General features: G+C 42.9%; 22 protein-coding genes. 7 read left to right on the top strand and 15 right to left on the bottom strand.

Annotated elements, in window-relative coordinates; translation table 11 throughout:
- Positions 1-111: 111 nt before the first annotated feature.
- Together ytrH and ytrI are read left to right on the top strand one after the other, a co-directional pair.
- Complete coding sequence (ytrH, locus tag ACSR9O_RS19875) at positions 112-447, top strand: sporulation membrane protein YtrH (protein WP_034309135.1); 336 nt, start codon at positions 112-114, stop codon at positions 445-447.
- Positions 444-947 (top strand): sporulation membrane protein YtrI, encoded by a 504-nt coding sequence (gene ytrI, locus ACSR9O_RS19870; protein ID WP_101222918.1) that lies wholly within the window; start codon positions 444-446, stop codon positions 945-947. Before ytrH ends, ytrI begins: the two co-directional genes overlap by 4 nt.
- A gap of 68 nt (positions 948-1,015) precedes the next feature.
- On the opposite strand, the gene ACSR9O_RS19865 is transcribed toward ytrI, so the two are convergent.
- Positions 1,016-1,954: a DHH family phosphoesterase gene (locus ACSR9O_RS19865; protein WP_137018168.1), complete on the bottom strand. Its 939-nt coding sequence runs from the start codon at positions 1,952-1,954 to the stop codon at positions 1,016-1,018.
- A 168-nt stretch (positions 1,955-2,122) separates the two neighbouring features.
- On the opposite strand from ACSR9O_RS19865, the gene ACSR9O_RS19860 reads away from it, so the two are divergent.
- A complete protein-coding gene (locus tag ACSR9O_RS19860; RefSeq protein WP_260358625.1) occupies positions 2,123-2,425 on the top strand; it encodes a YtpI family protein in 303 nt (100 codons plus the stop codon).
- 27 nt (positions 2,426-2,452) lie between these two features.
- Here the strand turns inward: ACSR9O_RS19860 and ACSR9O_RS19855 are convergent, their stop codons facing one another.
- From ACSR9O_RS19855 to ACSR9O_RS19845, 3 genes are all read right to left on the bottom strand, one after another.
- Positions 2,453-3,772, bottom strand: coding sequence for a DRTGG domain-containing protein (locus ACSR9O_RS19855; RefSeq protein ID WP_137018167.1), 1,320 nt, complete (start codon positions 3,770-3,772; stop codon positions 2,453-2,455).
- A 71-nt stretch (positions 3,773-3,843) separates the two neighbouring features.
- On the bottom strand, positions 3,844-4,068 hold the full coding sequence (locus ACSR9O_RS19850; protein ID WP_260358307.1) for a hypothetical protein: 225 nt from the start codon (positions 4,066-4,068) through the stop codon (positions 3,844-3,846).
- A gap of 199 nt (positions 4,069-4,267) precedes the next feature.
- Entirely contained in the window at positions 4,268-4,948 is a 681-nt protein-coding gene (locus ACSR9O_RS19845) for a metal-dependent hydrolase (protein WP_260358309.1), read from the bottom strand.
- A gap of 119 nt (positions 4,949-5,067) precedes the next feature.
- Here ACSR9O_RS19845 and ACSR9O_RS19840 point away from each other — a divergent pair, with 119 nt between their 5' ends.
- On the top strand, positions 5,068-6,165 hold the full coding sequence (locus ACSR9O_RS19840) for a M24 family metallopeptidase (protein ID WP_101222921.1): 1,098 nt from the start codon (positions 5,068-5,070) through the stop codon (positions 6,163-6,165).
- An 81-nt stretch (positions 6,166-6,246) separates the two neighbouring features.
- Here ACSR9O_RS19840 and bamE read toward each other — a convergent pair whose 3' ends face one another.
- Positions 6,247-6,816, bottom strand: coding sequence for an outer membrane protein assembly factor BamE domain-containing protein (bamE, locus tag ACSR9O_RS19835; protein WP_101222922.1), 570 nt, complete (start codon positions 6,814-6,816; stop codon positions 6,247-6,249).
- 221 nt (positions 6,817-7,037) lie between these two features.
- Between bamE and ACSR9O_RS19830 the strand changes: the two genes are divergently transcribed.
- A complete protein-coding gene (locus tag ACSR9O_RS19830; protein ID WP_034311454.1) occupies positions 7,038-7,475 on the top strand; it encodes a universal stress protein in 438 nt (145 codons plus the stop codon).
- 52 nt (positions 7,476-7,527) lie between these two features.
- On the opposite strand, the gene argH is transcribed toward ACSR9O_RS19830, so the two are convergent.
- Together argH and ACSR9O_RS19820 are read right to left on the bottom strand one after the other, a co-directional pair.
- The gene (gene argH, locus ACSR9O_RS19825; RefSeq protein WP_260358312.1) at positions 7,528-8,907 is read right to left on the bottom strand and encodes an argininosuccinate lyase; all 1,380 of its coding nucleotides are present in this window, start codon (positions 8,905-8,907) and stop codon (positions 7,528-7,530) included.
- A complete protein-coding gene (locus ACSR9O_RS19820) occupies positions 8,904-10,109 on the bottom strand; it encodes an argininosuccinate synthase (RefSeq protein WP_101222924.1) in 1,206 nt (401 codons plus the stop codon). The genes argH and ACSR9O_RS19820 overlap by 4 nt, the downstream gene beginning before the upstream one ends.
- Positions 10,110-10,322: 213 nt before the next feature.
- Between ACSR9O_RS19820 and ACSR9O_RS19815 the strand changes: the two genes are divergently transcribed.
- Positions 10,323-10,637, top strand: coding sequence for a hypothetical protein (locus ACSR9O_RS19815; protein WP_491724961.1), 315 nt, complete (start codon positions 10,323-10,325; stop codon positions 10,635-10,637).
- A 58-nt stretch (positions 10,638-10,695) separates the two neighbouring features.
- Here the strand turns inward: ACSR9O_RS19815 and ACSR9O_RS19810 are convergent, their stop codons facing one another.
- From ACSR9O_RS19810 to ACSR9O_RS19795, 4 genes are all read right to left on the bottom strand, one after another.
- Positions 10,696-11,208, bottom strand: a complete 513-nt coding sequence (locus tag ACSR9O_RS19810; RefSeq protein WP_101222926.1) for a MogA/MoaB family molybdenum cofactor biosynthesis protein — start codon at positions 11,206-11,208, stop codon at positions 10,696-10,698.
- Positions 11,205-12,047: an EcsC family protein gene (locus tag ACSR9O_RS19805; protein WP_101222927.1), complete on the bottom strand. Its 843-nt coding sequence runs from the start codon at positions 12,045-12,047 to the stop codon at positions 11,205-11,207. The genes ACSR9O_RS19810 and ACSR9O_RS19805 overlap by 4 nt, the downstream gene beginning before the upstream one ends.
- Positions 12,048-12,258: 211 nt before the next feature.
- Positions 12,259-13,464 (bottom strand): acetate kinase, encoded by a 1,206-nt coding sequence (locus ACSR9O_RS19800; protein ID WP_101222928.1) that lies wholly within the window; start codon positions 13,462-13,464, stop codon positions 12,259-12,261.
- Between the two features lie 177 nt (positions 13,465-13,641).
- Positions 13,642-14,628, bottom strand: a complete 987-nt coding sequence (locus ACSR9O_RS19795; RefSeq protein ID WP_101222929.1) for a class I SAM-dependent methyltransferase — start codon at positions 14,626-14,628, stop codon at positions 13,642-13,644.
- 610 nt (positions 14,629-15,238) lie between these two features.
- On the opposite strand from ACSR9O_RS19795, the gene ACSR9O_RS19790 reads away from it, so the two are divergent.
- On the top strand, positions 15,239-15,550 hold the full coding sequence (locus ACSR9O_RS19790; protein ID WP_101222930.1) for a hypothetical protein: 312 nt from the start codon (positions 15,239-15,241) through the stop codon (positions 15,548-15,550).
- A 206-nt stretch (positions 15,551-15,756) separates the two neighbouring features.
- Here the strand turns inward: ACSR9O_RS19790 and tpx are convergent, their stop codons facing one another.
- From tpx to ACSR9O_RS19770, 4 genes are all read right to left on the bottom strand, one after another.
- The gene (tpx, locus tag ACSR9O_RS19785; protein ID WP_101222931.1) at positions 15,757-16,257 is read right to left on the bottom strand and encodes a thiol peroxidase; all 501 of its coding nucleotides are present in this window, start codon (positions 16,255-16,257) and stop codon (positions 15,757-15,759) included.
- A 176-nt stretch (positions 16,258-16,433) separates the two neighbouring features.
- A complete protein-coding gene (ytfJ, locus tag ACSR9O_RS19780) occupies positions 16,434-16,916 on the bottom strand; it encodes a GerW family sporulation protein (RefSeq protein ID WP_137018154.1) in 483 nt (160 codons plus the stop codon).
- A 16-nt stretch (positions 16,917-16,932) separates the two neighbouring features.
- A complete protein-coding gene (locus ACSR9O_RS19775) occupies positions 16,933-17,625 on the bottom strand; it encodes a DUF2953 domain-containing protein (RefSeq protein WP_402938914.1) in 693 nt (230 codons plus the stop codon).
- A 99-nt stretch (positions 17,626-17,724) separates the two neighbouring features.
- Entirely contained in the window at positions 17,725-18,144 is a 420-nt protein-coding gene (locus ACSR9O_RS19770; protein ID WP_402940135.1) for an RDD family protein, read from the bottom strand.
- Positions 18,145-18,197: the final 53 nt, after the last annotated feature.

Here is an 18,197-nt window from a genome sequence, read left to right as displayed (position 1 = left end):
CATTACCAATGCAATTTAACTTCCTGATTTCCTGCGACTATCATATTACCTCTGAACTTCCCATATAAATGGAATAGAAGAAGAATATCAAGCAAAAAAGGATGATGATATATGAATGAAGCCTTTGTTCCAGCCTTTCTCAACAGCTTTTTCATATCGCTTGGCGTATTGCTTGGCGGCTCTATAATCGGGGGCCTCGCGGCTTTTTTTACTGGACAAGCCCCGATGACGACTGTATTCCGGCTGTCGGACAGCCTTCGTATTTGGGCCATTGTCGCTGCGATCGGGGGTACCTTTGATATGGTCTATAATTTTGAACGCGGTATTTTCCACGGAGAAACGAAGGATATAGTCAAACAGGTCCTATTGATTCTATCTGCACTTGGAGGGGCACAGACAGGAGCACTGATCATAAACTGGTTCACGCAAGAGCATATTTCACCATGAGAATTCCTCCCTATCACAGGTCTCCCACCTGGCAGCGTTTTTTTGCCGGAGCCGCACTTGGCGGATTGATCAGCTGGGTTATTTTCTTTTATATGCATGGTGTTCAGCAGGAGAAGCAGATCCGGATCCTTCACGAACAAAGAGAAGAAATCAAGGATTTAAACGGGGAAATCGCAATTTGGGAGCAGGATTATAAAAAATTGAATGAGAAAAACGAGGAAATCCTGACGATTCAGGAAGTGGAAGTAACCATCACGAATGAAAAATACAGTCTGGATCGGCTCAGTATTGCAGAAGCGGAGGATGTGATTGAGGACGACCTTTCCTCTCTTCTCGCCAAAGATGTCGCCAGTGTTTATGAAGGAAAGGTGCTTTTGAAAAAATCGATAGAAAATAAGATCGTGACCATCAATAAAAAGCGCTATCAACTTGAAGTCGTCGAGATCATGTTTTATACGAAAATGAGTATTGAAATCAAACTAAAAAGGACTACTTCTTAGATGTTGGCTTAATTGATTTCTACCAAACTTAAAGACCAAATCATATGCGATTTGGTCTTTAAGTTTTTTCATTCCGCTTTATTCAACTCTTCCATGTCGGCAAGGATATTATCCACTTCATCCCAAGAATGAATCGAAGCCCCTGCTGCAAGCGGGTGGCCTCCGCCGTTATATTTCCGGGCAATCGTATTGATGATTGGTCCTTTAGAACGGAAACGGACTCTGATTTCTTTATCCTCTTCAATGAAGAAGACCCAAGACTTAACATTTTTAATGGAACCGAGTGAGGAAACGAGCTGAGATGCCTCAGATGTGGAAGCATGGAATTTTTCAAGTATATCTTTTGTGATGATCATTTTCCCTGTGCCATAGGGAAGAATTTCAAAATGCTGCAGCACATAGCCATTCAACCGGACTATGCTTTCCTCGACGTCATACATTTCCTGATATAACTGAGGGCGGGAGAACGAGTAGTGAATCAACTCACTGGCATAGGCAAATGTCTTTTCAGTCGTACTTTGGAATAGGAAACGACCTGTATCGCCAACAATGCCTGCATATAGAAGGCGTGCCGCTTCATCACTCATCTTCAAGCCTTCCTCTTTCCCGAACTGGTAAAACTCATAAATCATTTCACTTGTCGAACTTGCCGATGTATCGACCCAGCGCATATCGCCATATGGATCTTCATTGGGATGATGATCGATTTTAATCAGTTTATCCCCCGTTGTGTACCGTGCATCACAAATCCGGTCCGTATTTGCGGTATCACAAACGATTACCAGAGCACCTTGATATGTTTCATCCGAAATCACATCAAGCCTTCTTAAGTAATTCAATGACGGTTCTTCTTTCCCGACCGTAAAAATTCGCTTTTCGGGGAAAGATGCTTTCAGGATTTCCGCCAATCCCCCCTGTGAACCATAAGCGTCCGGATCTGGACGGACATGACGATGGAGAATGATAGTATCATAACGCTTTATATCTGCTAATATTTCAGCTTTCATATAGATCTCCCCTTAACATATGTATTATCGAGCCTAATAAAGATGATATATTTCATTTAATCAAAAAATTGCGGAAATAGGAAGACTCATCTTGTTTACTGTGGCATTCTCTTTCATTTCCCGCTACAATAAAAAGGTACATATGTTAAATTGGGGGAATTTCAAACGATGCCTATTCTTGTCACCTTGATCGTTCTTTCATTAGGGGTCTATCTGTTTTATAAAATCAAATCGGTCCGAACCAGAATGCCGATGGAGAAAAAGTGGATTTCAGGGAAATCTTCCATTGCCCTAGGTGCGTTTGTCGCACTATTCGGAGTCAATCAGCTTTTTCTATTCCACACGACCATCACTTATATCATTGCTGCCGTTTTCATCTTCGTTGGCCTATTCAGTATTTGGGGCGGCTATAAAATGTATAAATTTTATTTGCCGCATGCAATCGAAGAAGCTGCAAATCAAAAAGGATAATCGAAATTCGATTATCCTTTTTATTTTTCATGATCGGTCAAGCAATTGGCAAGTCAACATCGCCTTGCCGACAAGTTTGCCTTGGTTAAACACTTCAACATCCACTTTTCCGAATTTACGTCCTACATCGAGTACACGAGGATGGATTTCAAGCGTACTGTCGATCTGGACTGGCTTGATGAAATAAATCGTCATGTTTTCCACGACCAAGTCACCGCGCTTATAGCTTCGAAGTGCACGATTTGCTGAGTCGGTGACCAATGTCGTGAACACACCGCTTGAAATGGTTCCAAGGTAATTGGTCATCTGCGGAGTGACTCCATAGTTATACACTTCCTCGCCCTTGCCCCGATTCGAAGTCATCACAAGCTGGCTTGTAATCGTATCGTCGATCGTTTCGCCGACCTGAGGCTGCCTTTGGCTCATTTGCAGTGCCTTCAGGACATCCTGCCTGCTCACGATACCCTTGAGGATATGACTGTCATTCACGACCGGGATTAACTCAATCCCTTCCCAAACCATCATATGTGCAGAAGATGCCACACTCATTTTATCGCCTACGGTCATCGGGTTTTTCGTCATCACCTTATCAATGAGCGTCAGCTCTTCCTGTCCGATGATATCTTTTGATGTGACCATTCCTTGAACCTTCATATTGTCATCGACAACAGGGAAACGGCTATGACCGGATTCCTGATTCAGTTCATGCCAAGTCTGAACCCGGTCACCCACCGTTAAAAAGGTCGTTTCCTGTACGGGTGTCAAAATATCCTCCACCAGCAAGATTTCCTTTTTGATCAATTGGTCATAGATTGCCCGATTGATCATCGTTGCGACGGTAAACGTATCGTAACTTGTTGAGATGACTGGCATCTCCAATTCATCGGCTAACCTTTTAACAGGCTCTTCCGTATCGAATCCCCCGGTGATCAGCACCGCTGCACCCGCTTTTAACGCGTGCTCATGGGCCTGTGTACGGTTCCCGACGATCAGTAGGTTTCCTGCACCCGTATATCTCATCATGGCATCCAGCTTCATCGCCCCGATGACGAATTTATTTAATGTCTTATGAAGTCCCGTTTTCCCACCCAGAACTTGTCCGTCAACAATATTGACTACCTCTGCAAAAGTGAGCTTTTCTATATTCTCTTTTTTCTTTTTCTCAATGCGGATCGTACCTACCCGCTCAATCGAGCTCACGTAGCCCTGGTTCTCCGCCTCTTTAATTGCCCGGTATGCCGTACCTTCACTAACATTCAATGCTTTCGCTATTTGACGGACGGAAATCTTTTCGCCGACAGGGAGCCCATCGATATGTTTTAATATTTGTTCATGCTTTGTAGCCAAGCGCTTCACCCTTTTCACGGTATTCCTATTCCCCATTATAAGGTCAAAGAGCCTAGTTTATCAAACAACTACTAGTATTGGCGCAACCTTTTATATTCAGGCTGTCGTTTTACCTTTTGTTTCTTAGGAGAATATAGTATGCCCGTCAAGTTTCCAGCTACCGCCAACAATGCAAACAACAGCCAAGATCCAGCGAACAGACCCTCCAGACCGCCACTTTCCAACGATAAACGCGGCACGGCATAATACAGCATCACACCGCATAGTAGCAAACACAGAAATAACCTCTGTTTCATCAAACCCCCCCTTTTTTTTCATCTATTCATTTTATGCCTGTGAAAGGAAAAAAGACTTGGCTGCAAAACGAGACTTTACTTTCCGATTGCTGTAATGACCCTGCAGGAAAGGCAATGCTGCTTAAAAAATTATTCATTTCAGCCTGCCATCCCCACGCGATACACAAAAAAACGGAAGCCCTGCAGGCCCCCGCTTCTTTTATAATTCGATTTCATCCCCGGCTTCCATGATCAGTCCATTTCCCTCTTCAAGCATATCGATGAATTTGTTAGGATCCTGTTTGATGACAGGGAAAGTATTGTAATGAATCGGCACGACTTGTTTGGCTTGAAGGAACTTCGCTGCAAGTGCGGCATCTTCCGGGCCCATGGTGTAATTGTCGCCGATTGGCAGGAATGCCAAGTCAATCGGATGTCGCTCCCCGATCAGCTTCATATCGGAAAATACCGCTGTATCCCCTGCATGATAGATCGTTTTCCCTTCTATCGTAAGCAATATGCCAGCAGGCATTCCCAAATAAATGATTTGCCCATCCCCGTTATTGAATCCCGTTCCATGGAATGCTGGCGTCAGTTTCACCTTTCCAAAGTCGAACTCGAAAGCTCCGCCGATGCTCATCCCGTGTGTTCGAACTCCTTGAGCACCCAGGTAGTCGGCCATCTCTGCAATGCCGATGACAAGTGCATCATGCCTTTTGGCCAATTCAACCGTATCACCGACGTGGTCATTATGGCCATGTGTTAAGATGATCACATCCGGTTTCACATCTTCTACCTTCAAATCGGTCAATTCGTTTCCAGTAATGAATGGATCGATTAAAATCGTTTTACCATTCGTTTCGACTTTTACAACTGCATGTCCATGAAAAGATACTTTCATTTTTGATGCTCCCTTCCCATACCCACTAATTTTTTTAAGTAGCTTTCTTAGGCCTTTCCCATTTACTATACTTTTAAATATTGCTATGGTAATTATATCTTATTAATGGAGGTATCGTCATGAATGAACGTTTGACAGAACTACAAAATTGGCTACAGGCCAATGAGACTGAAGCCGCTTTACTTACATCTACAGAGAGCATCTTCTATTTGAGCGGTTTTTTTAGTGATCCTCACGAAAGACTGCTGGCACTTGCCATTTTTGCAAATGCCGACCCATTCCTTGTCTGCCCGCAGATGGAAGTTCCGGATGCTAAACAGGCTGGATGGGCTGGAGATATCATCGGTTACACCGACATTGAAGATCCATGGGAAAAAGTTAAGCAAGCAGTGGAGAATCGCGGGTTATCCATTAATAAAATGGCTATTGAAAAAGAGCATATGAATGTAGAACGTTATGAAAAGGTCCAACAACACTTCGGAGCCCCAAAGCTCGTTTCCGCAGAAGAAAAACTTCAAAGGATGCGAATGATCAAGTCGGAAGATGAAATGGTCAAAATCCGTGAAGCATGCCGTCTTGCCGACTTTGCGATTGAAGTGGGTGTCAGCGAAATTCATGAAGGTAAAACGGAAATGGAAATCCTTGCGGCGATAGAATACGAATTGAAAAAAGCCGGAGTCAGCCAAATGTCTTTCTCCACCATGGTCCTGACTGGTAAAAATGGCGCTTCCCCACATGGCACACCTGGGAATACGAAGGTTCAGCGCGGCGACCTCGTCCTCTTTGACCTTGGCGTCGTTCATGAAGGGTACTGCTCTGACATCACTAGAACGGTCGCTTACGGAGATATCAATGATAAACAGGCAGAAATATATGAAACTGTACTTAAAGCACAAGAAGCTGCCGTTAGAGCCAGTAAACCTGGTGTATCCTGTTCCGAGATAGACCTGACGGCCAGAAACATCATCAGCAAAAAGGGATACGGTGAATTCTTCCCGCACAGACTCGGCCACGGGCTTGGGATCAGCGTCCATGAGTATCCATCCTTGACTGAAACGAATTCCCTCGAGCTTCAATCCGGAATGGTTTATACCATCGAACCTGGCATATATGTTCCAAATGTTGCAGGCGTAAGGATTGAAGATGATCTATTGATCACGGATACTGGCTGTGAGGTTTTGACCAAATTCCCGAAGAGCCTGCAAATCATAAAATGATAATGCATTAACCAATTAATATAACAAAAACCGGATACCCCCGCCTTCATTTAAGACGGGGGTATTTATTCAACATTTCAACTAATCGGTCCGCAGTTCATACTTCATTGCTTTATCACTGCCGTCAAACCAAATGACCAGCCATTCACTATCAATTCTTATGATTCCCCTTTCGGCACCGAGATAATAAACAACATTATCTTCCTCTTTAAAATATTCCGTTTCTGTTGGAGACCCTAAAAGCGTAAACACTTCTTCTTTTGTCATGCCTATCAATTCGTGTTCATTCATTAAATCTTCTACCAGGTATACTCTTCCTTCATCATCATTTAGCCATCTTTCAGCGGTGAAGCTTGATTCATATTCATACACCCCCAACAGAACCACACAAAAAAATAGAAGGGCAAAGCCAAGGCATGTAATGACTATAAATCTAATTTTGAGTTTCCTTTTATTATGCCGGTCGGTATATTTCCATGAAATCCATTGAAAAAATAGTAATAGAATAAATGGAAGCAGCAGTGCTGATATACTCATTAAACTGATAGAAGCATGTGCAGCATTGATGAAAAAAATATAAATGAAATAGATCAAAGCATACAAAAGCACGAATGAATATAATGCATAGTTTACTATTTTTGAAACACTCAAAGAAAAAACTCCCCTTTCACATTAAAGATTACCATAAATAAACAAATGCGTTCCTGCAATGATTCCTTACATCATAAGAGTTGGAAACATATTGTTCCATTTTTCAATTTCCAGATTATTGGCATAAACATTCGCTAATTTGTTACAATTGAAATCAGATCCATAAGGTAAATCATTGTATAATAGGAATGAAATAGAAGGAGGAGATTCACTTGAATAGTATAGATTATAAAAATATTCTTGTAGCAGTGGACGGCTCGGAAGAAGCAGAGTGGGCCTTAAAAAAGGCCATCTACTTAGCAAAACTCAGTGACGCTACCCTTGTGCTCACACACATCGTGGATACAAGGAATTTCCCTACTGTCGAAGCTTATGATATGACTATCCGTGATCACTCTGAAACCTTTGCCAATGAGCTATTGGACAAGTATAAAACGGAAGCCATTGCCTCCGGGATTACAAAGGTCCAAACAGAAGTTGCCTATGGTTCTCCTAAAGTTCAAATTCCAAGGGATTTAGCGAAAAAGCATTCGATCGATTTAATTGTTTGCGGTGCAACAGGCCTTAATGCAGTCGAACGTTTCCTTATCGGCAGCGTATCGGAAGGCATCGTTCGCCATTCAAACTGTGATGTAATGGTCGTGCGTACGAATCAATAAGAGAAAATGATAAAAAGCTCGTTCGCCAAATTGGTGAACGAGCTTTTCCTTGTTATTCACTTACCAGTTTTTCCGCTTTTTCAATCGCCAGCAGGACTTGGGCAAAACCTGTACCGCCCGCACTGTTACGGCGTTTAACGGCCTCATAAGGATTTAAAGCATCATAAATATCCTGATCAAACAACTCGGAAGCTTCCTGGAATTGTTCAATGCTCAGGTCCACTAAATAGCAGCCATTCTGGACACAGAACAATACAAGCTTCCCGACCACTTCGTGCGCCTTACGGAAAGGCATTCCCTTTGAAGCTAGGTAATCAGCTAATTCCGTCGCATTCGAGAAGTCATTTTTTGTTGCTTTTTCCATTACGTCCGTTTTCACTTTCATCGTTGAAATCATGCCGGCAAATATTTTAAGTGAACCAACAATGGTCTTAACCGTATCAAAAACGCCTTCTTTATCTTCTTGCATATCTTTGTTATATGCAAGCGGCAGTCCTTTCAAAACAGTCAATAACCCCGTTAGGTTCCCATAAACCCGTCCTGTTTTACCACGGATCAATTCCGCCATATCAGGATTTTTCTTTTGCGGCATAATGCTGCTTCCCGTGGAAAACGCATCATCCAATTCAATGAATTGGAATTCCTGGCTTGACCAGAGAATGATTTCTTCGCTGAAACGGGATAAATGCATCATCATTGTTGCACTGTTACTCATGAATTCAATCGCAAAATCACGATCACTTACCGCATCAAGGCTGTTTTCGTAAATCCCCTCAAACCCCAATAGCTCCGCACTGAGGGCACGGTCAATCGGGAAAGTCGTCCCAGCTAATGCCCCAGCACCCAATGGAGAAATATTGATCCTTTTGAAACTCTCGGTGAAGCGCTGCTTATCACGCTCAAGCATCCAAAAATAAGCCATTAAGTGATGCGCAAATGAAATGGGCTGTGCACGCTGTAAATGTGTATAACCTGGAATTAACGTTTCCACATTTTTCTTGGATTGTCCCAAAATCGCTACTTGCAAATCATTGATGAGTTCCAGGATCACTTTCGTTTGGTTCCGCATATATAGATGAAGGTCGGTTGCAACTTGGTCATTACGGCTTCTTCCTGTATGAAGCTTTCCGCCAACTGGACCGATTTCGCTTATTAGCATACTTTCCAGGTTAAGATGGATATCTTCCATCTCAACCTTAAAAGTCAATTCACCCTTCTCAGCCTTTTCCTGTAAACTTTTCAGACCTGCAATGATCTGATCCGCATCTTCCTCAGGTAAAATGCTGCATTGCTTTAACATGGTTACATGAGCTAAACTGCCTTGAATATCTTCAAGGACAAGTTCCTGGTCAAAGGAAATGGAAGCCCCAAACTCATCTACCCATTCTTCGGCAGATTTCGTGAATCTTCCTCCCCAAAGCTTGCTGCTCACACTGTCACCTTCTTGTTATTGACCATGCTGTTCACTTTCGTTGGAAGACCCCATAACTTAATGAATCCAACTGCTGCATCATGATCGAATTCATCTGCTTTTGTATAGGTAGCCAATTTTTCGTCATATAGGGAGTACTCGGATTTTCTTCCTTCAACAATCGCATGACCTTTGAATAGTTTGACACGGACCGTACCCGTTACATTCACTTGTGTTTCTTTCAGGAATGCAGCCAAAGCCTTTTGAAGCGGAGAGAACCAAAGTCCTTCATAAATCAATTCAGTCATTTTCTTCTCAATCACCGGCTTGAAGTGAGCCAATTCTTTTACAAGCGTGATATCTTCAAGTTCTTTATGTGCAGCTATCAATGTCATCGCACCGGGAGCTTCATAGACTTCACGTGATTTGATTCCTACTAATCTATTTTCAACGTGATCGATACGCCCAACTCCGTGTTTGCCGGCAATTTGATTCAACTCGACAATCAGGTCAGCCAGTTTATAGTTTTTATCATTCAATGTAACCGGCACACCCTGTTCAAAACCAATTTCAATGATATCGGCAGTATCTGGCGTACATTCAAGGCTTGTAGTCAAATCATATGCTTCTTCGGGCGGAGCAGCCCAAGGATCTTCCAGGATTCCACACTCGTTACTTCTTCCCCAAAGGTTTTGGTCAATCGAGAACGGACTCGCCATGCCAATCGGAACGGGAATGCCATTTTTCGCTGCATATTCAATCTCCTCTTCACGAGACCATTTCCAGTCACGAACAGGTGCAAGAACTTGCAAATCAGGGTTCAAGGCGGAGATGGATACTTCGAAACGCACTTGGTCATTTCCTTTGCCCGTACAACCGTGCGCAACAGCTACCGCGTTTTCCGCTTCAGCCACTTCCACTAATTTCTTTGCGATCAGCGGACGTGATAAAGCTGATACCAATGGATATTTCCCTTCATACAAAGTATGTGCCTGAAGAGCCGTCAATGCGAATTCATCAGCGAATTCGTCCTTCGCATCAATGACATAGGAACTTACCGCACCAACAGTGATCGCTTTTTCTTTAATGAAGTCCAAATCTTTTCCTTCACCGACATCCAAACAGCATGCCACAACTTCGTATCCTTGATCTTGTAACCATTTAATTGCAACGGAAGTATCCAAACCTCCGGAATATGCTAAAACAACTTTTTGATTTTCCATTTCCATCGTCCTTTCGTGTGAATAAAAATTCATCGTTTGTTATTTTTATTCAATCTATGATTAGTACTTTATCATCTTTATTAAAGGAATACAAGGGGTATTTTAAAGATTTTGCTAAATAATCCGCTAATAATTTTAGTGAATTTACACATTGGATGCTTCCGCGGGAATATAGTAAACTAGGAGTATGATAAATCGAAAAGCGGAGGGCATATGAAAGAACTATTTACCTTTGATGAACGGCTTGGCATCTCAATTCCCGATTTGAATCTGGAGTGGGATGAATATACAAAAGGCGAGCAACAGCAAATACTCGTACACTGGGAGAATATCCGGGGAAGCATCCCGGACCGCATCAAGGAACTTGAATCCACCATTAACCGAAAGCAGTTTCGGCTCTCCGATGAGAGTAATTTCGCCAGATCATGCCAGCTCAATTCCGAAATTGCGGAACTTGCTTCCATCATCAATGATTTATGGCTATGGTATCGTGCCAATCAAGTCGTAAGTGAAAAGATGCATAATTAAGGCCTATTCCATGCAAAAAAAGCCACAGTTTAAAACTGTGGCTTTTTTTTGCATCCTCTTATAAATCCTTGCGAAGTTCACCAACGACATGTCCCAATTCCGGAAGAATCAATTTATTCATCGCAAGCCGAACCGCCCCTGATGAGCCTGGGGTGGAAAAAACGGCTTTATTGTTCACGACTCCGGCAATCGCCCTGGATAAAATGGCGGCAGACCCGATATCCTCTTGATAGCTAAGCATTCGAAAAATCTCGCCAAAACCGGGAATTTCCTTGGTCATCAACTCTTTGACCGCCTCGATCGTTACATCCCTATTGGCGATGCCAGTGCCCCCATTTGTTAATATGACATCGACCTTGCTGCTTTGGCTACCAGAAGTGACCGCATCCTGAATCGCTTCCCGCTCATCTTTAACGATTACATATTCATTCACTTCATGACCATTCGAATTCAGCAATTCCATCATCAGTGCTCCGCTTTTATCGCTTTCTTCATTACGTGTATCACTGACGGTTATCACCATGCAGCGAACTGCCTCCGTGATGGCTTTTTTATGATTCTTGACACTCATTCTTCATCAGCCTTCTTATCCAGTAAATAACGATATTGATAGAACTTCTGGGCAAATTCACTGACACTCCGGGTCATTTGATAATTGGATCCAGCCCCGATGGCCATACTGATGAACGGTATGCCACGAACCAATTTTTTTCGAAAAACAGTAATGGATAATGCTTTCAACAGCTGCTTCAGAGGCTGTTCCATCCAGGTAGGGTTTGTCAGTTCTTCAATTCCTAAATAAAAATAGTCATCTTCTGCGGTCTGGACCTCGCGGATCAATTCTTCCCACGCTATTCCTTGGAGCCTCTTTGGCATCGCTCCTGCATTGAATACCTTAAGGGCCAACATCATTTCAAACGGCGTATTCACCTCAACACCATAAGACATCGCAATTAGCTGTACGATCCTGACATTGATGACCGTCATGGCTGGAATATCGCTCCCTAGCAGAAGGAGGCCTCCTGATCCGCTCATCCCTCCCTGTGCAAATGAATATAAGCGATGCTTAGCGATATGCTGATTGGCTATGTAATTCAACTGATCGATCGATAAGTGATTCAAATCACTCAACGTTTCGATTTCTTCATTAAACACGCGCGCAGATGCTAAAATCCGCTCTCTTGCATCTATTTGAACTTGTGAGCTCTGAACCATGGCATGTAAATGAAAAAGCCAGGTATCCAGCTTTTCAAAAAACTGTTGTTGGACGTTTTCAGGAAGCAGGGCAAACCCCTGCTCCAACCATTTATCATACAGTGCAGCAAGGTCCGTGGGCTCATATTGATAAAGTTTTTCCTGCCATTCACTAATTTCATTCCAAATTTTCATTTCCCGGTTCGTGAATTCCATGCATCAAGCCTCCTATGTACAGAATTGGTGGATTCTCCCTTAAGTATACCATAGAGGGAAGCCTTTCAGAGAACGGATGATAGGAATCCAGTGTGAATGGGGATGGGCTGCATGGACATAAACTCCATGAGGAGTCGGACTTTGAGGAGGGAATTTCATGGGAAAGACCCCTTACCAGTGGAATAAGGGATCATTATAAAAAAACAGGAAGTCATGTTTTCCAAGTTTCACTCAAGGCTATCTTCATCGTATCCCTGACAATCATGATTTCTTCATTAGTGGGGATGACCATGACTTTTACAGGGGAATAGGGTGCATTGATGAACGCTTCCTTACCCGAGGTGCGATTGAGATCCTTATCCCAATAAACTCCCATGAATTCAAGTCCCTCCAAGATTCGGCCCCTAATGGTTTGACTGTTTTCACCGATGCCCGCTGTAAAAATGATGCCATCCACACCTCCCATTTTAGCTGAATAGGAGCCAATGTACTTGTGAATTCGGTCTGCGAATACTTTAAGTGCGAGTTCAGCCCGCTCATTGCCTTCATCCGCTTCAACTTGAATATCGCGCAGGTCGCTGGAAAAACCGGAAAGGGCCAGGATGCCGCTTTTCTTATTCAGGACATCCAGAACTTCATCTACTGTTTTACCCGTCTTCTCCATGATATAAGGAATCAATGCAGGGTCGATGTTCCCTGAACGCGTTCCCATAGTAACACCGGCCAATGGTGTAAATCCCATTGATGTATCAATTGATTTGCCGCCCTTTATGGCCGTGATGCTTGCACCATTCCCTAAATGGCACGATATCAATCGAAGCTGTTCAATTGGGCGGCCAATCATTACGGCAGCACGCTGTGATACATATTTATGTGAAGTACCATGAAACCCATACTTCCTTATTCCGTATTTTTCATAATATTCAAGAGGCAAGCTGTACAAATAGGAACCTTCTGCCATCGTTTGATGGAAGGCAGTGTCGAATACCGCAACCGCTGGCACATCATCCAGTGCTTGCCTGAAGGCTTTGATCCCGGTGATATTGGCGGGATTATGAAGGGGCGCCAACTCGGAAAGTTTTTCGATTTCCTCTATTACGTCCTCCGTAATCAAGACCGATTCGCTGAATACCTCACCGCCATGCACCACCCGATGCCCTACGCCATCTATCTCTTCAAAGGAGTCAATGATGCGATGGTCAATCAGCTTTTCCAATAAAAGCCCTACAGCCACTTCATGATTGGGTATATCAAGCGTTTCAGAAACCTTGTCGCCTTCGACGCTTAAAGTAAATGCGGAATTTTTCAAGCCGATTCTTTCTACAAGACCTTTTGTAATTACTTTTTCACAAGGCATCTCAAAAAGCTGAAACTTCAATGAAGAGCTGCCCGCATTAATAGCCATGATTTTTGACATCCATCCTGCTCCTTTTCTCTAAGCTAGTTCTTCCAATGTTATCTCAACGAAACGTGCAGTGTATTGTACAATCTTATCATGACAAGCAGGTTCAACCAAATATTAATGAACAATTGCAAATAATCACTCTCAAATAAAAAAATGAAAGCCAATGCCCGGGGCATCAGCTTTCATTGACTATTTTTCCTCTTTAAACCAATCGTCCATCTGTTGCATGACAGACCTGGTCGCTTCGAAATCCGACAACTTCGGAAGCTGTACGAGCAATGCCTTCTTCGGTGCTTCGATACCCTCTTTTTTCTTTTGAAGAATCAGGATGCTTTTCGCAGCCGCTTCACTCTTAAACATGGAAAGCGGCAATTGCACCATCCCTTGAATATGTGTATGCTTCTTCAGGAAATCATTGAGTTTCGGCGCTTCCTCCGAGACGAACAGGTTATTCGGGACAATGAAGAATAGATGTCCGCCATCCTTCGCGTGTTTAACACCTTGTTCAATAAACAAATGGTGTGCATACGAATGTCCCTTATCGGCCTTCAATTCATATTCAGCTGCACGCACATCATTCGGATAATAACCAATCGGCAAATCACTGACCACAACATCTGAAGGATCGATGAAAAGCGGCTCCAGGCTGTCCTGGTTGAAAAATTGCAGCGGGTGTTCTTGCAGGTTGGCACCTGCATAAGCAAGCCTGATCAAGGTTTCATCAATCTCGACACCATATGAAGCGATGTTTTTATCAGTAAGTTGATTCAAGATCGCAAATAGTAAGTTCCCCGTTCCGATGGCTGGATCGAGCATGACTATCTCTTTTTGATCCTTTGTGAATTTACCGACTAAATAACTGACGAACATGCCGACTGCATCAGGAGTCATATGATGATTCGGCTGAACGCTCTGCTGCATGCCTTTTAAAATGGCAAGCTGGTACGCTTTTCGGATTGCTTCTTTTTCATATTTCCCTGGTGAAAATGAAGCATAATGCTTCACTAACCTTTTTTTCGATACTTCACTGATTTCCTCCTGCAGGACTTTCCCTTCGAAGAAATTCTCGCCCGTTTCACCCAGGGCATCCAGATACGTACATGATAGTTCACTTTGCAATATTTGGGCTGTTTCATCAAATTCATAAAATAATTGTTCAACTGGGGTAGACTTCACTTATTAATTCCTCCTGTTTGCTTCTGTCCCTATTTTAAAGGTAAGAAGAAAGAGATACAAGCCGTACGTCCTGCTCATCATTCTTCGTCTGTTTAACGTACTGTTTTCCGTTTTGAAATTATTAAATACAAGGTGTAAAATTCGGACGTTGATTTCCACTTCAGGCACTCGCTTTCCGCGGGTGATCTGCCCTCGGCTTGCGACTGCGGGGTCTCCCCTGGACGCGCTTTTCCCGCAGGAGTCTCGTACCTTACGTTCCAAGCAACTTTGTTTTGAAATTCAGATAGAAACTCTTTTGTCTAAAAAAGTGGCTAGGAATGGTCACACCCCGAACCATGAAATGTTTTGGTGGACTTGATTTCCATTCCAGGCACTCGCTTTCCGCGGGTGGTCTGCCCTCGGCTTGCGACTGCGGGGTCTCCCCTGGACGCGCTTTTCCCGCAGGAGTCTCGCACATCCGCTCCAATCAACTTTGTATAAAAATTTCAGATAGAAACCCTTTTGTCTAAAAACTCAAATACGGATTGTGTTGTTGCCCTGTATTTTTTATTACTTGGATAGGCTCAATGAATGCCCCAACAGAATACCATGCATGAGGTGGTGATTATATATGGATAATCAATATCAAAACTATCATGGGCAGGTTAATCCGATAAATCAGCAACATGATATTCAGTCAGCAGATGAATTAAACAGGCAACAACAGGGGTTTCAACAAGGGTTTCGACAAGGATTTCGACAAGGGTATCGACAAGGGTATCGAGAAGGATTTCGAGCAGGGCAACAACAGGGGTTTTTCCCAGGACCAAGACAAATGCCGTCGTGGCCTAATGAAATTGACATAAAAGTTGGAACACCTAATGGTCAAGAGTGGTCTGGCAAGGTTGTTTTACCACAAAATGGTCCGACTTTCGAGCCTTAACTGATCCAGCATATAATAAATGAAACTCGTCAAAAGAAACGAACTGTATCGATCGACCTCAGAAATTAATAATAAGCACAACTTAAATGAATATTAGAGCCTAAAAAGGACCTGTCCACTTCAACGACAAGGTGTTTATCAACAAGAAAATCAACATTAAAACAAAAAACCGGGCACATTGAGCCCGGTTTTTTAAAATTTGCATCTTATTTTGCCGCTTTAGCCGCTTCGATTGCACCTTCGTAATTAGGATGGCTGGTACCTTCACTTACATATTCTACATATGTGATTTCATCAGAGCTGTTCACTACGAATACAGAGCGAGCCAATAGACGAAGTTCTTGCATGACGACACCATATGCTTCACCGAATGAAAGGTCACGGTGATCGGAAAGAACTTGAACATTGTCCAAGCCGCTTGCAGCACACCAGCGTTTTTGCGCGAAAGGAAGATCGTTACTGATCGTAAGTACTTTTACATTATCCAATTTTGCCGCTTCTTCATTGAATTTACGTGTCTGTGCGTCACAAACACCTGTATCCACAGATGGCACCACGCTGATAATGCGGACAGAACCTTTGGAGTCGTTTAAAGTAACCGGTGATAAGTCATTAGCCAATACTGTAAAATCAGGTGCTTTGTCCCCAACTTTTAGTTCTGGTCCCACTAAAGTGATCGGGTTGTTTTTAAATGTAACTGAAGCCATTAAAAATTCCTCCTTTTTCTGCTATATGTACAAGCATAATAATATTTGTTTTGCCGGAATTTTGCAATTAATTGAATTGGGAAATGTGATTGGAGCTTGTACATGACATCCAAGCTTTTGAATGTGTAATGATATACTGCAGCAAAAATAAAAACTCGGCGGATGCCGAGTCGCAGTTAGAAATCTATATCCATTTTAGGTTCTTGGTACCTTTTTGCAGCTGGTTGACTGCCGCCTTGGTTTTGATTACTGCCCTGCTTTTGATTATTGTCTTTCTTGGATAGCATGGACTGAATCTTATCGACGACTTGAGGAGCTAAATCCATCATTTTTTCGAGAAGATGCGTCCCTTCATCCAGATGGATCATTTTCACCCCATGGGAACCGACAATCAAAAAGGCAATTGGTGTTATGGAAACCCCGCCGCCGCTACCGCCGCCAAAAGGCTGCTTGGAACCACCTTGCTGTCCTTGATGGTTTCCATCCATCACAAATTCACTGCCACCGGCTGCAAAACCAAATCCCACTTTGGATACGGTTAAAATGACACTTCCATCCGGAGTTTCCACCGGATCTCCGATGATCGTGTTCACATCGACCATTTCTTTCAGATTTTCCATTGCTTCTTTCATTAAACCTTGGATCGGATGATCTGACATTTAAATTCCCTCCACTCTAGAACGATTGTTTATTGGAATCACCTGATAGCTTCGCTAATTTACTCGACTTGAAATGCGGCTTCCCGCCTTTCCAATAACGAAGCAGTTTTATTCCAGTCACCATAGCCTGCCCGATTCTAAATTGTAATATGCAGGAAATCGACGTGTTTGCCTGCCATCTCTGAAAGTCGGGTGTAATGGAATAGGAGGGCATGATCCGGAAGTTGAAATAGGTTGTCAGCAAACCGATGATGGAACCTTTGAGTGCCCAGCATGCTCCAGTTAAAACACCGGTGTGTGCAGCGTTTTTAGTACCGACCTTACTATGCCAAGTGAATTTTTTGACTTGGACTTTCCCAGCGAAGTGACGGACTATCTTATGGAAACCGATTATATGCTGAAGCATCTCCAGAATGTCTGCGAATCCGTCACGCATATCTTCAGCTGTAATTTTTTTCTTTTCTTCCTTTTTTGTTTTTCCGTTCATTTCTTGCTCTTTGTTTACTACTACAGTTGTCGAGTCATCTTCCATTTTGATGACCGGAACCTTGATTGTATAGTGAAAAAGCCCATACCAAGCTGATAATTTAATATGTATTAGGTCATTCGTTTGGACACGTTTGTAGTCGATGGAAACTCTTACTTTAGTGAAAACAACTATTAGCAACACCAAAATGAGGATACCTATAATCAACAAAAGCCACTTCATGCACCCACACCCCTTCAGCCTATCATTATTGGCTTATGCAAAAAAAATAAACCTGTAAAAGCGAAAATCACGCTCTTACAGATTTATGACTGGAAGAAATCATCTTCTGATCAACACAACGCCCGTGTCTGCAAAGATATCATGCAAAGCCTGTTTCTTCGGTAATAGGCCTGCCAAGAGATAGCCGATCCAAGTGATCTTTGAAATATAGCGGCCAATCAGCTCCCTGAACAAAATCGTGCCCCAAGAAATGTTTCTTTTCTCTTCCTTCAATGCAACGACTTTCAGTCCAAAAATCATTTTACCAAGAGTTTGGTTCAAGAATTTGGTCATCAAAACAAAGTATAAGAAGAATACGACCCCCGTTAAAAATCCCTCTGCGGAAAACCAGAGATCATCTGTCCCTTCATAAAACTTGAAGATGGGATGAATCAAAATCCTGTTCAAACTTCCGATAACCAATAGGTCGGCTAAATAGGCCCAAAACCTCATCCAAAAACCGGCAAAATGCACTTTCATTACTCCGTCATCATCCACGGCATTACTGACTGGTGTAAATCCCTGCTCAACGG

This window comes from Peribacillus sp. B65, from assembly GCF_058513295.1.
Note: the sequence above shows the minus strand (reverse complement) of the source record. Positions and strands in the feature narration are given on the sequence as shown.